Genomic DNA, 20,057 nt, shown 5'->3' with positions numbered 1-20,057 from the left:
TAATGTTATCGCAACAGGCCGGATAGCGCAGGTTATCCGGCCGCCACCAACATTAAGTTCTTAAGGTTCACTTAATTTTACTTTGTCACGATTAGCGTCACCGAATCGATGGACGCATCAACATGTTAAAGCGCTTTCTTAAAAGACCTGTTCTTGGGCAAATCGCCTGGCTTCTGCTTTTTTCCTTTTATATTGCCGTCTGCCTGAACATTGCGTTCTACAAGCAGGTACTACAAGACCTACCGTTAAACTCGCTGCGCAATGTGCTGGTGTTTATTTCCATGCCGGTCGTCGCGTTTAGCGTGGTCAATAGTGTGCTGACGCTGGCCTCATTTATTTGGCTAAACCGACTGCTGGCCTGCGTTTTTATTCTGGTCGGCGCTGCCGCGCAGTATTTTATTTTGACTTACGGCATCATCATCGATCGCTCCATGATCGCCAATATGATGGATACCACGCCCGCGGAAACCTTTGCGCTGATGACGCCGCAAATGGTGCTGACTCTGGGATTAAGCGGCGTTCTGGCAGCCGTGATTGCCTTCTGGGTCAAAATCCGTCCGGCGACGCCGCGCTTACGTAGCGGGCTTTACCGCCTGGCCAGCGTCCTGATCTCTATTTTATTAGTTATTCTGGTCGCCGCCTTTTTCTATAAAGATTACGCCTCGCTATTTCGAAATAATAAACAGTTGATCAAAGCGTTAAGCCCATCGAACAGTATTGTCGCCAGTTGGTCATGGTATTCGCATCAACGGCTGGCGAATTTGCCGCTGGTACGCATTGGCGAGGATGCCCATCGCAATCCATTAATGCTGAAAGGCGATCGCAAAAACCTGACGATTCTCATCGTTGGCGAAACCTCGCGCGGCGATGATTTCTCTCTTGGCGGCTATCCGCGCGACACCAATCCGCGGCTGGCGAAAGACGATGTGATCTATTTCCCGCATACCACCTCTTGCGGTACGGCGACCGCGATCTCCGTTCCCTGCATGTTTTCTGATATGCCGCGCAAACATTATGACGAAGAGCTGGCGCATCACCAGGAAGGGCTGCTGGATATTATCCAGCGCGCGGGGATTAACGTACTGTGGAATGATAATGACGGCGGCTGTAAAGGCGCATGCGATCGCGTTCCGCATCAAAATGTCACCGAGCTAAACCTGCCCGGACAATGTATCGACGGCGAGTGCTACGATGAAGTGTTATTTCACGGTCTGGAAGACTATATCGACCATTTGAAAGGCGATGGCGTTATTGTATTACATACCATCGGCAGCCACGGCCCAACCTATTACAACCGTTATCCACCGCAGTTTAAAAAATTTACCCCAACCTGTGACACTAACGAAATTCAGAACTGTTCCCAACAGCAGTTGATCAACACCTATGATAATACCGTGCTGTACGTGGACTATATTGTAGATAAAGCCATTAACCTGCTGAAATCTCATCAGGATAAATTCACCACCAGCCTGGTCTATCTTTCCGATCACGGCGAATCATTGGGTGAAAATGGCGTTTATTTACACGGTCTGCCGTATTCCATTGCGCCGGATACGCAAAAACATGTCCCGATGCTCATTTGGCTTTCTAAAGATTATCAACAGCGTTATCAGGTGGATCAGGCCTGCCTGCAAAAACGGGCGAGCACGCTGGATTATTCACAGGACAATCTTTTCTCAACCATGCTGGGATTAACCGGCGTACAAACGACGTATTACCAGGCCGCAGATGATATTCTGCAACCGTGCAGGAGACTAAGCGAATGAAGATACTGATTGTTGAAGACGACACGCTATTATTACAGGGGTTAATACTCGCCGCGCAAACCGAAGGCTATGCGTGTGATGGCGTTTCGACAGCGCGTGCCGCCGAGCATAGTCTGGAGTCTGGTCATTACAGTCTGATGGTGCTGGATTTAGGGCTGCCCGATGAGGATGGCCTGCATTTCCTGACGCGAATCCGACAGAAAAAATACACCCTGCCGGTACTCATTCTGACCGCCCGCGATACGCTCAATGACCGCATTACCGGGCTGGATGTCGGCGCAGATGATTATCTGGTTAAACCCTTCGCCCTGGAGGAGTTGCACGCCCGCATCCGCGCGCTGCTGCGCCGCCATAATAATCAGGGTGAAAGTGAACTGACGGTTGGCAATCTGACGCTCAATATAGGCCGCCATCAGGCATGGAGGGATGGACAGGAGCTGACCCTGACGCCTAAGGAGTACGCGTTGCTCTCACGGTTGATGCTCAAGGCAGGCAGTCCGGTGCACCGGGAAATTCTTTATAACGATATCTACAACTGGGATAACGAACCCTCGACCAACACTCTGGAAGTGCATATACATAATTTGCGCGACAAAGTCGGCAAGTCGCGCATTCGCACGGTTCGCGGGTTTGGCTACATGCTGGTTGCCACTGAGGAAAGCTAAGTGAGCCTGATGCGTTTTCAGCGAAGAGCGATGACCCTTCGCCAGCGTTTAATGCTGACAATTGGTCTTATTCTGCTGGTGTTCCAGTTAATCAGTACCTTCTGGTTATGGCATGAAAGCACTGAGCAAATCCAATTGTTCGAGCAGGCGCTGCGGGATAATCGCAATAACGATCGCCATATCATGCACGAAATTCGCGAGGCGGTCGCCAGCCTGATCGTCCCCGGCGTATTTATGGTTAGCCTGACGCTGCTAATTTGTTACCAGGCGGTACGGCGTATTACCCGTCCGCTCGCCGAACTGCAAAAAGAGCTGGAAGCGCGGACGGCGGATAATCTGGCGCCGATCGCCATTCACAGCTCCACGCTTGAGATTGAGTCCGTCGTCTCGGCGATCAATCAACTGGTTACGCGTTTGACCACCACGCTCGACAATGAACGCCTTTTTACCGCCGATGTGGCCCATGAGCTACGCACGCCGCTGTCGGGGGTGCGTTTGCACCTGGAATTATTGTCAAAAACCCACAATGTTGATGTCGCGCCGCTTATCGCCCGTCTTGACCAGATGATGGATAGCGTCTCCCAGCTTCTGCAACTGGCGCGCGTGGGCCAGTCATTCTCTTCCGGGAATTATCAGGAAGTAAAACTGCTGGAAGATGTGATCCTCCCCTCCTACGATGAGCTGAACACCATGCTGGAAACGCGCCAGCAAACTCTGTTGCTGCCGGAAAGCGCGGCGGACGTGGTGGTGCGCGGTGACGCGACGTTACTGCGTATGCTGCTGCGAAATCTGGTGGAAAACGCGCATCGCTATAGCCCTGAAGGAACCCATATCACTATCCACATTAGCGCCGACCCCGACGCTATTATGGCGGTCGAAGACGAGGGGCCGGGTATTGATGAAAGCAAATGCGGGAAGCTAAGCGAAGCGTTCGTGCGGATGGACAGCCGTTATGGCGGAATTGGCCTGGGGCTGAGTATCGTCAGCCGCATCACCCAGCTACATCAGGGACAGTTTTTCCTGCAAAACCGTACGGAAAGAACAGGCACCCGTGCCTGGGTGCTGTTGAAAAAGGCATAACAGGCGTTTAATACGTCGTGACCCACACATAGATAAAACTGCTGACAATCAGCACACTACACAGGGTCGTCAAACTTTTATAAATATAGCTTTTCATGACGCTCTCCTCCAAAGGTATGGAGGAGAGTATGCCCGCGAGAGATTAAGCGAACCTTAAGCGCGAAATTTATTCATCGATACGCGGATGTTGCTGTACCAGACGCGAACGTTTGACCTGCAGCTCCGCGATTTCCTGATCGATGTCGTCGATTTTCTGCTCAATATTATCGTAATGCTCGCCCAGAATTTCCTTCGCTTCCTGGATGTCCGACGCCGCTGGCGTTGCGCCTTTTAACGGACGATTGGCCGTCTCTTTCATGGAAATACCGGTAACCAAGCCTATCACCGCGATGACCATCAAATAATACGCCGGCATCATCAGATCCTGCGAGCTTTCCACCAGCCAGGCCGCCAGCGTTGGCGTCAGACCGGCAATCAATACAGAGATATTAAAAGCCGCCGCCAGCGCGCTGTAACGAATATGCGTCGGAAACATCGCCGGCAATGTCGAGGCCATCACCCCGGTAAAGCAGTTCAGAATCACCGCCAGCATCAACAAACCGGCAAAAATCAGGCCAATAACGTTACTGTTAATCAGGATGAAGGCCGGGATCGCCAGCGCAAACAGCGCAATGCTGCCCATAATCACAAACGGACGACGACCGAAACGGTCGCTCAGCAGCCCCATCACCGGCTGCACAAACAGCATCCCGATCATAATGGCGATGATAATCAACACGCCGTGATCTTCAGAATAGTGCAGGTTATGCGACAGGTAGCTCGGCATGTAGGTGAGCAGCATGTAGTAGGTCACGTTGGTGGCAATCACCAGACCGATACATGACAACAGGCTACGCCAGTGTTTGGTGGCAATCTCTTTAAAGGAGACTTTCGGCCCATCCTGCAACCCTTCGCGGTCGCCCTGCTCCAGTTTATCCACGTGCTGCTGAAACGCTGGCGTCTCTTCCAGCGCATGGCGTAAGTAGAGACCGATAATTCCCAATGGCAAGGCGATAAAGAACGGAATACGCCAGCCCCACTCAAGGAAATTCTCCTCGCCGACAATCGTTGAGATTAAGACCACCACGCCCGCGCCCAGCACGAACCCGGCGATGGAACCAAAATCCAGCCAGCTTCCCATAAATCCGCGTTTACGATCCGGCGAATATTCCGCGACAAAGATCGACGCGCCGGTATATTCCCCGCCAACCGAGAAGCCCTGCGCCATTTTACACAGCAACAACAGTATTGGCGCCCAGATACCGATCGTCGCGTAAGAGGGGATTAACCCGATACAGAAGGTACTGATCGACATAATCACAATCGTGATCGCCAGGATCTTCTGGCGCCCGTATTTATCGCCGAGCATACCAAAGAATAACCCGCCGAGCGGACGAATCAGGAAGGGAACGGAAAACGTGGCCAGCGCGGCAATCATCTGGACGCTGGGATCGGCGCCGGGGAAAAAGACTTTACCCAACGCGTAGGCAACAAATCCATAAACACCAAAATCAAACCACTCCATCGCGTTGCCCAGCGAGGCGGCGGTAATCGCTTTGCGAAGTTTACCGTCATCAATGATGGTCACATCGCCCAGTGTAATCGGTTTTATTTTTTTCCTTTTCAGCATAGCTGTCCTCATAGGCTAAGCCCTGTAGCGCTATATACGGCGGGCACTGGCATACCGCGCCAGCGTCGCCGTCGAGCGGAGGGAGGGGCGCGAACGCTATCCCTCATACAAGCGTAGCAGGTTTACTTACACTGTCCGGTTACGGACTGTACAACCGAACCTGTTGACGCCTGAATGGGCAGTTAATGACCTTTTTACCCTAACAGGGTTTAAATATGTGATCAACTTCACACATATATGTCAATTCGGTCAAAAGGTGTAAATAAGGACGCCCTAATGCGCTGTGGTGACAGTAAAAAAGCGGTTATTTGAGTGTAAACCATTGCTGACTGGCGTGGCGCAGACCCTTTTATAAAAGCGGCAATAGTCCCGACAACGCTAAGGATTTTGTGTATAATTGCGGCCTTTTTCGGCGATCTGCCATTTTTGGGCGCGTTTGCCCCCGCTGACTTTTTGAGGATACCAACATGTCATTACCCCACTGCCCGCAATGTAACTCCGAATATACCTACGAAGATAACGGCATGTTCATCTGCCCGGAATGCGCTCACGAATGGAACGATGCGGAACCCGCTCAGGAGAGCGATGAACTGATTGTCAAAGACGCCAACGGCAACCTGCTGGCGGACGGCGATAGCGTCACCATCGTGAAAGATCTGAAAGTAAAAGGCAGCTCTTCCATGCTGAAAATCGGCACTAAAGTGAAGAACATTCGTCTGGTTGAAGGCGACCATAACATCGACTGCAAAATCGATGGTTTTGGCCCGATGAAACTGAAATCCGAGTTCGTGAAAAAGAACTGATTTACCGTGTCATTGCCCGGTAGCGCCTCGCTTACCGGGCCTGAGCGGCCCTGCCACCGACAATATTGTGCCAATTTCGAACTACACTTAACGAGCATCTCTTATCTGAGGTAACCATCATGCCGTTAAGTCCCTATCTCTCTTTTGCCGGCAATTGTGCCGACGCCATCGCGTATTATCAACAAACGTTAGGCGCAGAACTGCTTTATAAACTCAGCTTCGGTGAAATGCCCCCCTCGGCGGCGGATAACGAAGAGGGCTGCCCGTCAGGAATGCGCTTTCCCGATACTGCTATCGCCCACGCCAACATGCGCATTGCCGGCAGCGATATCATGATGAGTGATGCCAGCCCGTCGGGAACGGCGCATTATTCCGGCTTTACGCTGGTGCTTGATACCCAGGATGTAGCAGAAGGGAAGCGCTGGTTTGATAACCTTGCCGCACAAGGGCAAATCGAAATGGACTGGCAGGAGACCTTCTGGGCACAGGGTTTCGGCAAGGTCAGCGATCGTTTCGGTGTGCCGTGGATGATTAACGTGGTTAAACATCAGCCTGCCACCTAACTCCCCGGGAGGCTCGCCCTCCCCCTTGCCATCAGAGTGATCTTTGGCTGCACGTTATCCGCCGTTTAGCTGCCATAGAATAAATCATGACGATAGTTTGCTACATTCTGGCGAAAGATGGTTGATCCTGATGAAGCGTCGGGAGGACATTATGCCAGTCTGTGAATTACGCCACGCGACAACAGAGGATACCGATTCTGTTTACGCGCTTATCTGTGAGTTACTTAAAAATGAGCTTGATTATCAGGCTTTCAGGGATGGATTTGCCGCTAATTTACTGGACCCCAACGTTCATTATCGTTTAGCGCTGCGCAACGGAGAGGTAGTCGGCATGATCAGCCTGCATATGCAGTTTCATCTCCATCATGCCAACTGGATTGGCGAAATTCAGGAGCTGGTGGTATTACCGCAGATGCGGGGACAAAAAGTTGGCAGTCAGCTTCTGGCCTGGGCAGAAGAAGAAGCACGTCAGGCGGGTGCGGAGCTAACGGAGCTTTCCACAAATATTAAACGCCGCGATGCACACCGTTTTTATCTTCGCGAAGGTTACAAGCAAAGTCATTTTCGGTTTACGAAAGCATTGTGATCTGGCAGCCGTCATCAGGAGATAAGGCATAACGTAATCAGCCGTCACCGGGTGAAGTAGCGGAGCCATCTCAATTCTACTGTCGGCAAGCCTGGATAAAGGTTAAACGGGCTGACTCGCTTCTTTAGCAAAAATGGCCCTTTTAAGTTGTAGAAATGTAAATTTATTGTCAACGAACTACACTTTTCTCTTTGGCATCACCGGGAGGGTTGCCTGAAAATCCCGGGATGAGGTTTTCTTAGAAGGACAGTGACGTTATGTTCGCAGCAATCATTATCGGTATTTTTATTATCAGCGTCATTTATGCGCATTCACGCGGTGTGGAAAAACAAAAACTTTCCCGTCAACTCTTTGACCACTCGACGTTTATGGCGCCGATCAATATGTTCATGACTCGCTTCTCAACGTTACCGGCAAAGCAGCCGTACTTTGATACCACGGCATTTCCAGAGCTGCAGAAGCTGACGGAAAACTGGCAGGTGATTCGTGAAGAGGCGCTACGGCTTCAGCATCACATAAAAGCCGCGCAGGCCAATAACGACGCCGGATTCAACACCTTTTTCAAGCGCGGCTGGAAACGGTTTTACCTTAAATGGTATTCCGATGCCCACCCGTCGGCGGAAACGTTATGCCCGATAACGACAAAGCTGGTCAACAGCATCCCCTCTATTAAAGCGGCGATGTTCGCCGAGTTGCCTCCCGGGGCCTATCTGGGAAAACATCGCGACCCCTATGCCGGTTCAGTACGTTACCATCTTGGATTAAGCACACCGAATGACGACCGCTGTTTTATTGAAGTTGATCGACAGCGCCATAGCTGGCGCGACGGCAAAGCCGTCATCTTCGACGAAACCTACGTTCATTGGGCGGAAAATAAAACTGAGCAGACGCGTATTATCCTCTTTTGCGATATTGAGCGCCCAATGAAATGGCGCTGGGCGCAGAGCGTAAACCACTGGGTCGGCGCATCGTTGATGTCCGCCGCCAGTTCGCCAAACGACGAGAACGATCGCACCGGTGCGATTAATCGCATCTTTAAATACGTTCACGCAGCACGCGATGCCGGGCAACGGCTGAAAAAGAAAAACCGCACTCTCTATTACGCGCTGAAATATCTCGTTATTGCCGCTATTTTTGCCGCGATAATCCTTTTCAGCCTCCTCTGAAGCCGGGCCGCGGTATGGAACTGCCTGCCGCGGCCTGTTCTATCCTGGCGTTAGTCTCAACGCGTTCCCTGGCCTTGAGTCTATCCATCCGGGTAATTTATTAAAAACCCCCACTTCAGGCAGAGCAGATTGCCGGATGGCGGCTCCGCCCTATCTGGCCCGCGCTCAGCGTTTCTCCCCATAATAAATGTCATGCGGCATTTTCTTTCGACACGTCAAAACTGACGATAGCCTGTTTTTCGTCAGGGTTTTGAGCAAAATTCGCCCGTAATATCAGGGAAAGCCCATACTAAAAAAGTGGCATAAAACATGCATACTGAGGGCGACAGCGCGTATGCGCGATTTGATTAACTGGAGCGAAACCGATGAAAAAAGTCGTCACGGTTTGCCCGTATTGCGCATCAGGTTGCAAAATCAATCTGGTGGTCGATAACGGCAAAATCGTCCGGGCTGAGGCGGCGCAGGGGAAAACCAACCAGGGTACCCTGTGTCTGAAGGGCTACTACGGCTGGGATTTTATTAATGATACCCAGATCCTGACCCCGCGCCTGAAAACCCCAATGATCCGTCGCCAGCGTGGCGGCAAACTGGAATCTGTTTCCTGGGATGAAGCGCTCAATTACGTCGCTGAACGTTTGAGCGCCATCAAAGCGAAGTACGGTCCGGATGCAATCCAGACAACCGGCTCCTCTCGCGGTACCGGAAATGAAACCAACTATGTAATGCAAAAATTCGCACGCGCCGTTATTGGTACCAATAACGTTGACTGCTGCGCTCGCGTCTGACACGGCCCATCGGTTGCAGGTCTGCACCAATCGGTCGGTAACGGCGCAATGAGTAATGCGATCAACGAAATTGATAACACTGATTTAGTGTTCGTCTTCGGGTATAACCCGGCGGATTCCCACCCTATCGTGGCGAATCATGTGATTAACGCTAAACGCAACGGGGCGAAAATTATCGTCTGCGATCCGCGCAAAATTGAAACCGCGCGCATCGCTGACATGCATATCGCGTTGAAAAACGGCTCGAATATCGCGCTGCTCAACGCCATGGGGCATGTCATTATTGAAGAAAACCTGTACGACAAAGCGTTTGTCGCCAGCCGTACCGAAGGTTTTGAAGAGTACAGTAAGATTGTCGAAGGCTATACGCCGGAGTCCGTCGAAGAGATCACTGGCGTGAGCGCACAGGAGATTCGTCAGGCGGCGCGGATGTATGCCAGCGCGAAAAGCGCAGCGATCTTGTGGGGTATGGGCGTCACCCAGTTCTATCAGGGTGTGGAAACCGTGCGTTCACTGACCAGCCTCGCGATGCTGACCGGCAACCTCGGCAAGCCAAGCGCGGGCGTTAACCCGGTTCGCGGCCAGAACAACGTTCAGGGCGCGTGCGATATGGGCGCGCTGCCGGATACTTATCCGGGCTACCAGTACGTTAAGTTCCCGGAAAACCGCGAGAAGTTCGCTAAAGCCTGGGGCGTAGAAAGTCTGCCTGCGCATACCGGCTATCGCATCAGCGAGCTGCCGCACCGTGCGGCGCATGGCGAAGTGCGCGCGGCGTACATTATGGGTGAAGATCCGCTGCAAACCGATGCGGAACTCTCTGCAGTACGTAAAGCGTTTGAGGATCTGGAACTGGTCATCGTGCAGGATATCTTCATGACCAAAACCGCGTCGGCGGCGGATGTGATTTTACCCTCCACCTCCTGGGGCGAGCATGAAGGCGTCTTCTCTGCGGCTGACCGTGGCTTCCAGCGCTTCTTTAAAGCCGTTGAACCGAAGTGGGACCTGAAAACCGACTGGCAGATTATCAGTGAAATCGCCACCCGGATGGGCTATCCGATGCACTACAACAACACCCAGGAGATCTGGGATGAGTTGCGTCATCTGTGCCCGGATTTCTACGGCGCCACTTACGAGAAAATGGGCGAGCTGGGCTATATCCAGTGGCCGTGCCGCGACACGTCGGATGCCGATCAGGGAACCTCGTACCTCTTTAAAGAGAAGTTCGATACCCCCAACGGTCTGGCGCAGTTTTTCACCTGCGACTGGGTAGCGCCTATCGATAAACTCACCGAAGAGTACCCGATGGTACTGTCGACGGTGCGCGAAGTCGGCCACTACTCCTGCCGCTCAATGACCGGTAACTGTGCGGCGCTGGCCGCGCTGGCCGATGAACCGGGCTATGCGCAAATCAATACCGCCGACGCCGCGCGTCTGGGCATTGAAGATGAAGCGCTGGTGTGGGTTCATTCGCGCAAAGGCAAAATCATCACCCGCGCGCAGGTCAGCGATCGCCCAAACAAAGGGGCGATTTACATGACCTACCAGTGGTGGATTGGCGCCTGTAACGAGCTGGTGACTGAAAACCTCAGCCCGATTACCAAAACGCCGGAGTACAAATACTGCGCCGTACGCGTTGAGCCGATCGCCGATCAGCGAGCCGCCGAGCAGTATGTGATTGATGAGTACAACAAGCTGAAAACCCGCCTGCGCGAAAGCGCAATGGGTTGATCTGCCGGATGGCGGCATCAGAATGCTTTATTCGGCCTGCGTCTACTGTAGGCCTGATAAGATGCATTAGTATCGCCATCAGGCATTTTCCCTATAACAGCCTCCGTCCGGAGGCTGTTTTTTTATCCATACGATCTCTTTATACTGTCTTTTCCGTACCCTAAATAAAATTCAAAATGAAACTACTTCTTGCATTGATGTTGTTTATGACATTCTTTGCCCATGCCGCAGATCCTGAGCCGGGTAGCCAGTATTTGCAGGCAGCAGAGGCAGGTGACAGACGCGCACAATATTTTCTGGCCGACAGTTGGTTGAGCTATGGCGATTTGAACAAAGCTGAATACTGGGCGCAAAAAGCCGCCGACAGTGGCGACGCCGACGCCTGTGCGCTACTGGCGCAAATCAAAATCACTAATCCGGTAAGCCTGGATTATCCCGACGCGAAAAAGCTGGCTGAAAAGGCGGCTAACGCGGGCAGTAAAGCGGGAGAAATTACGCTGGCGCGGATCCTGGTCAACACCCAGGCCGGGCGTCCGGACTACCCAAAAGCCATCTCGCTGCTGCAAAAGGCCTCTGAAGATCTGGATAACGACTCCGCGGTGGATGCGCAAATGTTGCTTGGCCTGATTTACGCCAACGGCGTGGGCATTGCCGCCGATGATGAAAAAGCCGCCTGGTATTTCAAACGCAGTTCCGCCATTTCCCGTACCGGCTATTCAGAATACTGGGCGGGAATGATGTTTTTAAACGGTGAACCGGGCTTTATTGAAAAGAATAAGCAGAAGGCGTTGCACTGGTTGAATCTAAGCTGTCTGGAAGGGTTTGATACCGGTTGCGAAGAGTTCGAAACGCTAACAAATGGCTGATGTTTATTGCCTGATGAACGTAGTCGTTGTAGGCCTGATAAGCGTAGCGCCATCAGGCAACCCGGAGCAGGTTGTCGGATGGCGGCGTGAACGCCTTATCCGGCCTACATTCTCTTTCGCTGTAGGCCGGATAAGCAAAGCGCCATCCGGCAATCCGTTATTGGGCGGTCTTATCAAATTTGCCCAGCACGTCGCGCTCGTAGGCCAGCGCTTTTTTGCGGTCAAACTTGTGTTCCCACTTGGCGATCACCAGCACCGCCAGCGCATTCCCCACCACATTTAGCGCAGTACGCGCCATGTCGAGGATACGGTCGACACCGGCGATAAACGCCAGCCCTTCCAGCGGAATGCCCACGCTGCCCAGCGTCGCCAGTAACACCACGAAGGAAACGCCAGGCACGCCGGCAATCCCTTTCGACGTCACCATCAGCGTCAGCACCAGTACAATTTCCTGCCACAACGACAGGTCGATACCGTATAGCTGCGCGATAAAAATGGCGGCGATGCTCTGGTATAACGTGGAGCCGTCGAGGTTAAATGAGTAACCGGTCGGTACCACGAAACTGGTGATAGAGGCTGGCGCGCCGTAAGCTTCCATCTTCTCGATAATGCGCGGCAGCACGCTCTCGGAGCTGGCGGTCGAGTACGCCAGAATCAATTCATCTTTCAGAATGCGAATCAGAATCCAGATACTTAACCCGCACAGGCGCGCCACGATGCCCAGCACCACCAGCGCAAAGAAGATAATGGCAAAGTGTACCAGCAGCACCAGTTTCGCCAGCGGCCACAGCGACGCGAAACCAAAATTCGCCACCGTGACGGCGATCAGCGCAAAAACGCCCACTGGCGCATAGCGCATCACCATATGGGTGACTTTAAACATGGTTTCAGAGATGGAACGAAATACCGTCACCAGCGGTTCGCGGTGAGTTGCCGGCAGGGACGACAACCCCAGCCCAAACAGGACCGAGAAAAAGATAATTGGCAGCATATCCCCTTTGGCCATCGATGCGATGATATTGGTCGGCACCAGCGACAGTATCGTCCCCATCAGCCCATGCGCATGACTTTGTACTTCCGCCGTGGTGTTCTGGTATTTCGAAATATCGACGGTCGCCAGTTGCGACATATCAATGCCTGAACCTGGCTGAAAGACATTCGCCAGCGTAATGCCGAGGATAATCGCCACCGTGGTGATCAGTTCAAAATAGAGAATGGTTTTGGCGCCGATACGGCCTAGCTGTTTTGCATCGCCAACGCCGGCGATGCCGACAATCAGAGTCGAGATCACGATCGGCACGACGATCATTTTAATCAGGTGGATAAAGATATCGCCAGCAGGCGACAGCAGGTTGGCAATCAGCCATTCACGACTGTCACTGTGATAATGCAGATAGCTGCCCAACAGAATGCCCAGCACCATAGCCAGCAAAATTTGCCAGGCCAGGCTGACTTTCAAATTTTTCATAACAACAGACTTCCTCGATGAAGCGTTGCTCTCCGCCGAAAGCATGAGAGCAATACATACTGAAAGGGTATGATTTGTGTTGCGTTGGTTTGTAGAGTTTTTTAACGCGCATAATCAGTATCATTTGCATAGCGTCTTGCGCAACCCTTTCATAACAGGGCTTTTGGCTGTTTTTATGCATAATAACGCGAGTTTATGGCGTTAATGATGAATAACTATTTGTTATGGAAAGTTTTTTACTTCGTCAAAAACGAATAATACACTGAGGTAATTAATTTTTACTTGTGTCTCATTCGCCGTTTTTTTAAACAGCACACATGACAAAAGTCACAAAAAAGAAAAAATTATTTCTGCCGATTTTGTAACAATTTAGCCAAATTAATGGCCTCTACCAGCTGCGCGCGGTTCACTCGCGGCGAGTTGGCATCCAGTAAGGTTTGCCACAGCGACACGGCTTGCGCATAATCCGCCTGCATAAACGCATCCGCCGCCAGCAGCATCTGCGCGGTCACTTCTGTCGCATCCAGCGCTAACGCTTTATTAATCATTTCACGCGTCGCAGGCGTCATATGTTGCCCGGCCTGGTAATACAGCACCGTTGCCAGCGCGGCGAAAAGCTGCGCGTTATCGCCTCGCAGACGCAACGCCTGACGATATGCCAGCAGCGCATTGTCATACGCATTGCGATAGAGATAATACTCGCCCAGCCGCGCCCATTGCTCGCTATCCTGCGGATTGGCGCGGATTTTTTCTTGCAGCCTGGAAAGCTGCGCCTCTGGCGTTTGCGGGTTCGTAAAGTCACGTAGCGGATCGGCCAGACGCTGTTGCTCGCTACGCACAGCCTGCCATTTCGGCGTCAACAGATAGCCGCCGACACAGGCAGCCACCATCAACACCGCCGCAGCCGCCAGACGCTTTACGGGCATGGGACGTAACGGCACAGTGGAGTGTTCAGACTGGCTCATTGTTCCCCCTCTCCTGCGTGCTGACGCTTTCTCACCCGCCAGGCCACCACACCCACCAGCAATAACAGCAGGTACGGCAGCGCCCACAACAGCAGCGTTTGCTCATTCAACGGCGGGTTGTAGCGTACGAAATCACCATAACGGTCGGTCATCCAGGCGGTGATTTCCGCTTCGCTTTTACCTTCGGCCACCATGCTGTAAACCTGATGGCGCATACTGACCGCCACGGGCGCATTGGATTCCAACAAATTCTGGTTCTGACACTGCGGACAGCGCAGTTGACTGGCAATAGACAGCGCTTTTTCCTGCTGTTGCGGATTGTCAAAGCGCCAGGTATCCACCACCTGGGCGTGGGTGGTAAAAGGCAGAAAAATCAGAAAAGCCACAAGTAACATCGTCTTGCCGGATGGCGGCGTAAACGCCTTATCCGGCCTACCATGCTTTTCATTCGTAGGCCTGATAAGCGCAGCGCCATCAGGCAATAACTCAGGATGCTTCCTCCCCCGCCATCCGCTCAGCAGCGCTCCACACACCATCAACAATCCCCCTCCCCAGATCCAGCGCACGCCGGTCTGCACGTATAAGCGCATGGCGTAACGATCCGGTCCGGTTTTTTCGCCCATCACCGCGTACCAGTCATGTAGCAGGTTCCAGTGAATCCCCGGCTCCATCATCTGTTGACGACGCGCGGCATAGAAGCGCCTTTCAGGCTGCAGGCTGCCAATGCGTTTTTCATTCCGCCACAACGTGATCCGCGCTTTTTCACTGGTGTAGTTGCCTTTGGCCTCCAGATCCAGACGCTCGAAACAAAAGGTATAGCCCGCCAGTACCACCTGCTGACCGGGGCTGAGGTTAAGGCTGATTTCATGCCGACTGCCGCTGGAAACCATGATCCCGGCGGCGAAGATAAATACGCCCATATGCGCCAGCAACGCCGGAAGCTGACGATGCACAGAGACTTTGCGGCTTCTGATTGTCGCCAGCACGATAATCACCAGCATCAGCAGGCCAAACGGCAGCGTGACGCGATTAAAATAGGGCGCGCCCACCGAAAGCCTTCCCCAGCCCATCAAACCATAAATCATGGGGTAGAGCGTCCCGACCAGCACGATCAACAAGACGGCGCTAAGGAGCAGCAGCGTCGCCAGAATGAGCGTTTCGTGCTTTCCGCCGCCCAAACGCGTCGCCGGATACGGCTCCCGCGCCCGCCAGCCGTACAGAGCAAGCGATGCCAGACTTAACGCGGCAAAAAGGGTAAACAGCGGCACCGCGCGCACGTTATCCAGCGCAAAAGCATGGACGGAGAGCAGAATGCCGGAACGCACAATCAGCGTTCCCAGCAACGAGAGGATCAGCGTCAGTATCGCCAGCAGCAACGACCAGTGACGGAAGCTCCCGCGCTGGCGGCTGACATACAGACTGTGCAGCAACGCGCTGGCGGCAAGCCACGGCAACAATGAGGCATTTTCCACCGGGTCCCAGAACCACCAGCCGCCCCAGCCCAGTTCGCAATACGCCCACCACGATCCGAGAATGATCCCCAGCGTCAGAGCGCACCAGCCGGGTAACGCCCAGCGCCAGCACACCCAGGCGGTTGCCGCGTTAAAGCCGCCGCACAGTAGCGAGGCCAGCGCTACGCTCGCCGCGGTCATCAGGCCGCCATAACCCAGATAGAGCAGCGGCGGATGTAAGATCAGCCCCAGATGTTGCAGCATGGGATTAAGGTCGCGCCCTTCCATGGCGGGAGGGAAAATACGCAGGAACGGATCGGACCACAGCACAATAAATAGCAGCAGCGAAGCCATAATGAGGGACAAGATGCTCAGGGTCAGCGGAAAAAGCGCGTCAGATTCATGCCGGGAGCGCCAGGCGAATAGCGCCGTCCACCCCGAAAGAAGCAGCGCCCACAGCAGGAGAGAGCCTTCATGACCGCCCCATACCGCCGCCAGTTTCAGTCCCCATGACAATTGACTATGGCTATGCTGCGCAACATAAACGACCGAAAAATCGCTGGTCAGAAAACAGCTAACCAGAATCGCAAACGCCAGTAGCAGCAGCGTGAACGCCGTCCACGCGCCGCAGGTCGTCAGGCGCATGACGCCGCGCCAGTGCAGCCCCATCCCGCACCACGTCGCCAGCGGGGTCAGCACGTTGACCCCGAGACTCAACAACAGCGCCAGAAATCCGGCTTCAGGAAGGAAGATGTCCAGATTATGCAACCGTTAGCTGTCCCGCATAAAGAATGAAAAAGCGCAGCAGCAGCACGCCGGTCAAACTGGCGCCGCAAACGGCCAGCACGCCGTGAAACGTGACGCTACGATTTGCCCAGGGTTTCAGCAGCAGCGGGATAATCAATCCCAGCCCTACGACGCCAAGCCAGAACCACCAGCTCCAGAATCCGCCGCCCAGCGCCGCCGCCAGCGCGCGCATTTTGCCGTCATCGCCCAGCGCCAGACCGACGAAGAACGCCGCCAGCAGGAAAATTTCCAGCCATACCACCGGAACCTCCATGCGATGCACAAAGCGCGCTTCGGTGCTGTGCGGGTTGCTACGATGGCGTAACGCCATGGCGATCAGCGCCACCGCCGCGCCGGAGGAAATCCCGGAGAACAGGAATAGTACCGGCAGGATCGGGTTATTCAGGAACGGGTAAGATTTCAGCGCCGACAGCAGAAACCCGGTGTACGCCCCGAGCAGAACCGCCAGCCCCAGCATTAACGTCTCCAGCGCGCGATGAAACGGCATTATTAGCGCCAACACTTTCTGCACGATCTCTAACCGCGGCAGCCAACGCTGCTGCAGGGCAATCACCTCTTTTTCAAAGATTTTCGCCAGCCACAGTATCAGGACCACCATGTAAAGCTGGAACAGCATCACCCCCATCGACATCACCGAGGTAAAGCTGTAGTGAAACATCAGCTTCCAGAAGGTCCACGGGCGCGTCAGGTGGAAGACCAGAATCAGCAGACCAAGAATAATCGCCCCCGGCCCTAACACCAGCGTAGTGCGCAGCAGCGTGCTGTCCGAACCGCCCGCCTCCGGATGGAAGCGGCGCAGCAGAATCGCCAACGTAACCAGTCCGGCGGAGATGCCAATCAGGAACAGATAGATGGCGATGGGCCAGTCCCACACCAGTGATGCAAAATGAAATGCAGAAGCGGATGTCATTGGCTCACCTCCCCATAGTTAAAGGGAACGCGGTAGACCTTCGGTTTTGTGCCCAGCGCCAGCTTGTAGCGATAGGTAGTTTTTTGCCGCAACAAACGGGAGATATCGCTGTTGGGATCGTCCAGATTACCAAACGTCAGCGCCTTCGTCGGGCATGACTCAACGCAGGCGGGCTGTTTGCCCGCTTTCAGGTTGGTTTTCCGGCAGAAATCGCATTTATCCGCCGTCTTACTGACCGGATGGATAAAGCGCACGCGGTAGGGACACGCGGCAATGCAGTACTGGCAGCCGACGCAAAGGTCCGGGTTCACGTCGACAATACCGCTGGCGGCATCGCGGAATGATGCGCCGGTCGGGCAGACGTCAACGCAGGGGGCATGGTCGCAATGCTGGCACGAGTGGCGGAAGAAGCGATACTTCACATCAGGAAACGTCCCCTGCGGCTCGCTGCGAATAATCGTCAGGCGCGATACGCCTTCCGGCACGTTGTTGACTTCCCGACAGGCATCCATGCAGGCCGTGCAGCCGATGCATAATGACTCATCGTGTACCATGCCATAACGCACGCCATTAATATTCAACGTGTTCGCTACAACGCGTCCTGCCATCCCACTGACCGCCGCCAGCGCGCCGACGCGGGTAATAAATTGACGTCGGGTGCAACTCATGGCTGCTCCTTAAGCAACGGAACGGACGCCGGGTTAAAGTGCGGGTTAGTACGCTGATCGCTGTGGCAATCCACGCATATTTTGATCCGCCCTTTCTCGTTTAGCGTCTGCATCGTGTCTTGCTGCGGATGCAGGGAATGGCAACTGGCGCAGGTCACTTTAGTAACATGAACATCGTGCGGCCAGAACGCTTTTTGCAGTTGTTCAGGCAAGTGGCAGGACATACAAACGCTGTTCTGCTGCTCTACCGTATACATCGGGTCGTTAAAACGCATCACATCTTTCACCCCTTCACGGTGGTGAAGCGACGGTTGACCGTGGCAGTTGGTACAGGTTATCGGCAATTTATTGTTCGGGTTGATAGCGCCCGTATGTTTACCGTGCATACCTTCGGTGTCCGGTTTGTGACAGTCCAGACAGGCAGCATCCGGATTACGCTGCTGGGTGACCGTCCAGCGTTGATCCGACTCCTGCGGCGTTGGCGTGGCAGTAATTCCACTCAGGCTCCAGAACAGGCCTGACGCCAGCACCCCAGCAGTTAATAACGAACGTAATACGCTCATATTCACTCCATTACATAATGCCTGATGGCGCGCAGCTTTAAGGCCTACAAGACTTCTGTAGGCCGGATAAAGCGCTTGCGCTGTCATCCGGCAAATTTGTCACATGTGAGGTTATTGGCTTAACAGACCGTTTTTACGCGCCTGATCTTCCCACTGCGGTACGACCGTTTTCAGGAAGTCCTGCTTCTCCGCGTTGATTTGTTGCATATTCAAACCAATCGCTTTCTGCGCCTTCTCTTTCGTCGAAATATCCGGCAGCGGAATTTCATGGGTAATGCCTTTGGTCGCCAGCAGTCGCGCCAGTTTAGTACGGGCATCCGCGGCTTTATCCATCGCACTGCCTAACATCCGTAGACCTTCTTCCGGGGCATGCATATGAATACCGTGTGACGCAATCGCCAGATCCCAGCGCCACTGCGCGTGGCGAATATCGTTCAGAATTGGTTTCATTTCCGCGTCTGTCGCCCCCGCATCCCATGCGGCTTTCGCTTCGAAGTGCGCATGTACCAGCTGATCTTCAACCTTGATTTTCAGGTCATGAATCGCCTGTTTACGCTCGGCGACCACTTTTTGCAGGGACGCTTTGTCCTGGGTGTGGCAGTTGGCGCAGGTTTGCGCGAAATTGTCGAACGGGTTGCCGATTTTATGGTCGGTGTAGAGCTTGCCTTCGGCGTTCTGTACTTTCGGCATGTGGCAGTCGATACAGGTCACGTTGTTCTTACCGTGAATGCCCGCGCTCCAGGTTTCATATTCCGGGTGCTGCGCTTTGAGCATCGGGGTTTTCGACAGAGAGTTAGTCCAGTCAGAGAAGGCGATAGTGTCGTAGTATTGCTCCATATTTTCGACCTTCATGCCCTCATCCCACGGGAACTTAACGGCTTTGTTTTTACCGTCAAAGTAGTACTCCACGTGGCACTGGCCGCAGACCATCGATTGCTGATCAAAGCGACCCGCTTTATCAAACGGTTTGCCGATAGCCTCCATCGCCCGTTCAGCATAGGGGCGCGACAACGTTAACGCGGGCTTCCCTTGGGCGAAATCGTCCGACGCGGTGTTATGACAGTCGGCACAGCCCAAATCGTTGACAATTTCCGGGCCGCCGCGCGCCCATTTGCCATGGAAATAGCCGTCTTCGCCTTCTTGTTGGATAAGGCGCGCGACATCGGGGCTTTTACAACTCCAGCAGGCCATCGGCAGCGGGCCGTCTTCCGCCGTTTTTGGCGCGCCGGTACGCAGCGTTTCGCGCACGTCAGTTACCGCATACGCATGGCCGCGTGGTTTGTTGTAGTCACGGGAGAAGGGATAGCCCGCCCACAGGATCACCAGACGAGGGTCTTCCGCCAGCGCATCTTCACGGGCAGACTGTTCTGACGTCGCTTTCCATGACTGATATTGGTCGGGGTGTTGAGGCGCGAACGTTTCATTTTTCGCTTCAACAGTAACGGTTTTTGCGGATTCAGGCGTTTGCTCAGCGTAAACAGAGGTAATGAAGAAAAAAGGAAATATAAGGCTGAAGAAACGGCGTGCGCGTAGTGTTTTCCTTGCCAT

At 53.7% G+C, this 20,057-nt stretch carries 18 protein-coding genes and 1 pseudogene; 9 read left to right on the top strand and 10 right to left on the bottom strand.

Features of this window, described 5'->3' with window-relative positions; translation table 11 throughout:
- Window positions 1-122 precede the first annotated feature (122 nt).
- Genes eptA through pmrB form a run of 3 tightly spaced genes read left to right on the top strand, consistent with a single transcriptional unit; the run spans window position 123 to window position 3,511 of the window.
- Entirely contained in the window at window positions 123-1,766 is a 1,644-nt protein-coding gene (gene eptA, locus ABVN36_RS00190; RefSeq protein WP_000919290.1) for a phosphoethanolamine transferase EptA, read from the top strand.
- Window positions 1,763-2,431 (top strand): two-component system response regulator PmrA, encoded by a 669-nt coding sequence (gene pmrA / locus ABVN36_RS00185; RefSeq protein ID WP_000697899.1) that lies wholly within the window; start codon window positions 1,763-1,765, stop codon window positions 2,429-2,431. The genes eptA and pmrA overlap by 4 nt, the downstream gene beginning before the upstream one ends.
- Window positions 2,432-2,440: 9 nt before the next feature.
- Window positions 2,441-3,511 (top strand): two-component system sensor histidine kinase PmrB, encoded by a 1,071-nt coding sequence (gene pmrB / locus ABVN36_RS00180; protein ID WP_001212189.1) that lies wholly within the window; start codon window positions 2,441-2,443, stop codon window positions 3,509-3,511.
- Between the two features lie 7 nt (window positions 3,512-3,518).
- Here the strand turns inward: pmrB and pmrR are convergent, their stop codons facing one another.
- Window positions 3,519-3,608 carry an LpxT activity modulator PmrR gene (gene pmrR, locus ABVN36_RS00175; RefSeq protein WP_000844399.1) on the bottom strand — a complete coding sequence of 30 codons (90 nt, stop codon included), beginning with the start codon at window positions 3,606-3,608 and terminating at the stop codon, window positions 3,519-3,521.
- 69 nt (window positions 3,609-3,677) lie between these two features.
- The gene (gene proP, locus ABVN36_RS00170) at window positions 3,678-5,180 is read right to left on the bottom strand and encodes a glycine betaine/L-proline transporter ProP (protein ID WP_000919711.1); all 1,503 of its coding nucleotides are present in this window, start codon (window positions 5,178-5,180) and stop codon (window positions 3,678-3,680) included.
- A 467-nt stretch (window positions 5,181-5,647) separates the two neighbouring features.
- Between proP and ABVN36_RS00165 the strand changes: the two genes are divergently transcribed.
- From ABVN36_RS00165 to yjcO, 6 genes are all read left to right on the top strand, one after another.
- Window positions 5,648-5,983, top strand: a complete 336-nt coding sequence (locus ABVN36_RS00165; RefSeq protein ID WP_000056482.1) for a zinc ribbon domain-containing protein YjdM — start codon at window positions 5,648-5,650, stop codon at window positions 5,981-5,983.
- Between the two features lie 119 nt (window positions 5,984-6,102).
- Window positions 6,103-6,546 carry a VOC family metalloprotein YjdN gene (yjdN, locus tag ABVN36_RS00160; RefSeq protein ID WP_001131305.1) on the top strand — a complete coding sequence of 148 codons (444 nt, stop codon included), beginning with the start codon at window positions 6,103-6,105 and terminating at the stop codon, window positions 6,544-6,546.
- Window positions 6,547-6,697: 151 nt separating this feature from the next.
- Window positions 6,698-7,132, top strand: coding sequence for an aminoalkylphosphonate N-acetyltransferase (gene phnO / locus ABVN36_RS00155; RefSeq protein ID WP_001549776.1), 435 nt, complete (start codon window positions 6,698-6,700; stop codon window positions 7,130-7,132).
- Window positions 7,133-7,389: 257 nt separating this feature from the next.
- Window positions 7,390-8,298 carry a lipid A hydroxylase LpxO gene (lpxO, locus tag ABVN36_RS00150; RefSeq protein WP_000457031.1) on the top strand — a complete coding sequence of 303 codons (909 nt, stop codon included), beginning with the start codon at window positions 7,390-7,392 and terminating at the stop codon, window positions 8,296-8,298.
- 365 nt (window positions 8,299-8,663) lie between these two features.
- Complete coding sequence (locus tag ABVN36_RS00145) at window positions 8,664-10,811, top strand: formate dehydrogenase H subunit alpha, selenocysteine-containing (protein ID WP_011233236.1); 2,148 nt, start codon at window positions 8,664-8,666, stop codon at window positions 10,809-10,811.
- Between the two features lie 176 nt (window positions 10,812-10,987).
- Window positions 10,988-11,677, top strand: a complete 690-nt coding sequence (yjcO, locus tag ABVN36_RS00140; protein ID WP_000771454.1) for a Sel1 family TPR-like repeat protein YjcO — start codon at window positions 10,988-10,990, stop codon at window positions 11,675-11,677.
- A gap of 76 nt (window positions 11,678-11,753) precedes the next feature.
- On the opposite strand, the pseudogene ABVN36_RS00135 reads toward yjcO, so the two are convergent.
- The 8 genes and pseudogenes from ABVN36_RS00135 to nrfA form a co-directional block, all read right to left on the bottom strand.
- Window positions 11,754-11,830, bottom strand: a pseudogene (locus tag ABVN36_RS00135) (hypothetical protein); the annotation flags it as partial.
- A gap of 4 nt (window positions 11,831-11,834) precedes the next feature.
- Window positions 11,835-13,145: a glutamate/aspartate:proton symporter GltP gene (gene gltP, locus ABVN36_RS00130; RefSeq protein WP_000793278.1), complete on the bottom strand. Its 1,311-nt coding sequence runs from the start codon at window positions 13,143-13,145 to the stop codon at window positions 11,835-11,837.
- 344 nt (window positions 13,146-13,489) lie between these two features.
- Complete coding sequence (gene nrfG / locus ABVN36_RS00125) at window positions 13,490-14,110, bottom strand: heme lyase NrfEFG subunit NrfG (protein ID WP_000083243.1); 621 nt, start codon at window positions 14,108-14,110, stop codon at window positions 13,490-13,492.
- Window positions 14,107-16,329, bottom strand: coding sequence for a heme lyase NrfEFG subunit NrfEF (gene nrfEF / locus ABVN36_RS00120; protein ID WP_023138414.1), 2,223 nt, complete (start codon window positions 16,327-16,329; stop codon window positions 14,107-14,109). The genes nrfG and nrfEF overlap by 4 nt, the downstream gene beginning before the upstream one ends.
- Window positions 16,322-17,278: a cytochrome c nitrite reductase subunit NrfD gene (gene nrfD, locus ABVN36_RS00115; protein WP_023138415.1), complete on the bottom strand. Its 957-nt coding sequence runs from the start codon at window positions 17,276-17,278 to the stop codon at window positions 16,322-16,324. Before nrfD ends, nrfEF begins: the two co-directional genes overlap by 8 nt.
- Window positions 17,275-17,946 carry a cytochrome c nitrite reductase Fe-S protein gene (gene nrfC / locus ABVN36_RS00110; protein WP_001278025.1) on the bottom strand — a complete coding sequence of 224 codons (672 nt, stop codon included), beginning with the start codon at window positions 17,944-17,946 and terminating at the stop codon, window positions 17,275-17,277. Before nrfC ends, nrfD begins: the two co-directional genes overlap by 4 nt.
- On the bottom strand, window positions 17,943-18,509 hold the full coding sequence (gene nrfB, locus ABVN36_RS00105; RefSeq protein ID WP_000115063.1) for a cytochrome c nitrite reductase pentaheme subunit: 567 nt from the start codon (window positions 18,507-18,509) through the stop codon (window positions 17,943-17,945). Before nrfB ends, nrfC begins: the two co-directional genes overlap by 4 nt.
- Window positions 18,510-18,620: 111 nt before the next feature.
- Window positions 18,621-20,057: an ammonia-forming nitrite reductase cytochrome c552 subunit gene (gene nrfA / locus ABVN36_RS00100; protein WP_001527354.1), complete on the bottom strand. Its 1,437-nt coding sequence runs from the start codon at window positions 20,055-20,057 to the stop codon at window positions 18,621-18,623.

The organism is Salmonella sp. SJTUF15581 (assembly GCF_043356775.1).
In the GTDB taxonomy this organism is placed as follows: Bacteria; Pseudomonadota; Gammaproteobacteria; order Enterobacterales; family Enterobacteriaceae; genus Salmonella; species Salmonella enterica.
This window is presented reverse-complemented; position numbering and strand designations above follow the sequence as displayed.

Excerpts from the sequence above, each read along its gene's own strand:
- yjdN (WP_001131305.1), top strand. The coding sequence starts at position 6,103 with ATGCCGTTAAGTCCCTATCTCTCTTTTGCCGGCAATTGTGCCGACGCC.
- nrfG (WP_000083243.1), bottom strand. The coding sequence starts at position 14,110 with ATGAGCCAGTCTGAACACTCCACTGTGCCGTTACGTCCCATGCCCGTA.
- gltP (WP_000793278.1), bottom strand. The coding sequence starts at position 13,145 with ATGAAAAATTTGAAAGTCAGCCTGGCCTGGCAAATTTTGCTGGCTATG.
- pmrB (WP_001212189.1), top strand. The coding sequence starts at position 2,441 with ATGCGTTTTCAGCGAAGAGCGATGACCCTTCGCCAGCGTTTAATGCTG.
- ABVN36_RS00165 (WP_000056482.1), top strand. The coding sequence starts at position 5,648 with ATGTCATTACCCCACTGCCCGCAATGTAACTCCGAATATACCTACGAA.
- nrfA (WP_001527354.1), bottom strand. The coding sequence starts at position 20,057 with ATGGCAAGGAAAACACTACGCGCACGCCGTTTCTTCAGCCTTATATTT.
- pmrA (WP_000697899.1), top strand. The coding sequence starts at position 1,763 with ATGAAGATACTGATTGTTGAAGACGACACGCTATTATTACAGGGGTTA.
- phnO (WP_001549776.1), top strand. The coding sequence starts at position 6,698 with ATGCCAGTCTGTGAATTACGCCACGCGACAACAGAGGATACCGATTCT.
- proP (WP_000919711.1), bottom strand. The coding sequence starts at position 5,180 with ATGCTGAAAAGGAAAAAAATAAAACCGATTACACTGGGCGATGTGACC.
- eptA (WP_000919290.1), top strand. The coding sequence starts at position 123 with ATGTTAAAGCGCTTTCTTAAAAGACCTGTTCTTGGGCAAATCGCCTGG.
- nrfD (WP_023138415.1), bottom strand. The coding sequence starts at position 17,278 with ATGACATCCGCTTCTGCATTTCATTTTGCATCACTGGTGTGGGACTGG.
- lpxO (WP_000457031.1), top strand. The coding sequence starts at position 7,390 with ATGTTCGCAGCAATCATTATCGGTATTTTTATTATCAGCGTCATTTAT.
- nrfB (WP_000115063.1), bottom strand. The coding sequence starts at position 18,509 with ATGAGCGTATTACGTTCGTTATTAACTGCTGGGGTGCTGGCGTCAGGC.
- pmrR (WP_000844399.1), bottom strand. The coding sequence starts at position 3,608 with ATGAAAAGCTATATTTATAAAAGTTTGACGACCCTGTGTAGTGTGCTG.
- nrfC (WP_001278025.1), bottom strand. The coding sequence starts at position 17,946 with ATGAGTTGCACCCGACGTCAATTTATTACCCGCGTCGGCGCGCTGGCG.
- yjcO (WP_000771454.1), top strand. The coding sequence starts at position 10,988 with ATGAAACTACTTCTTGCATTGATGTTGTTTATGACATTCTTTGCCCAT.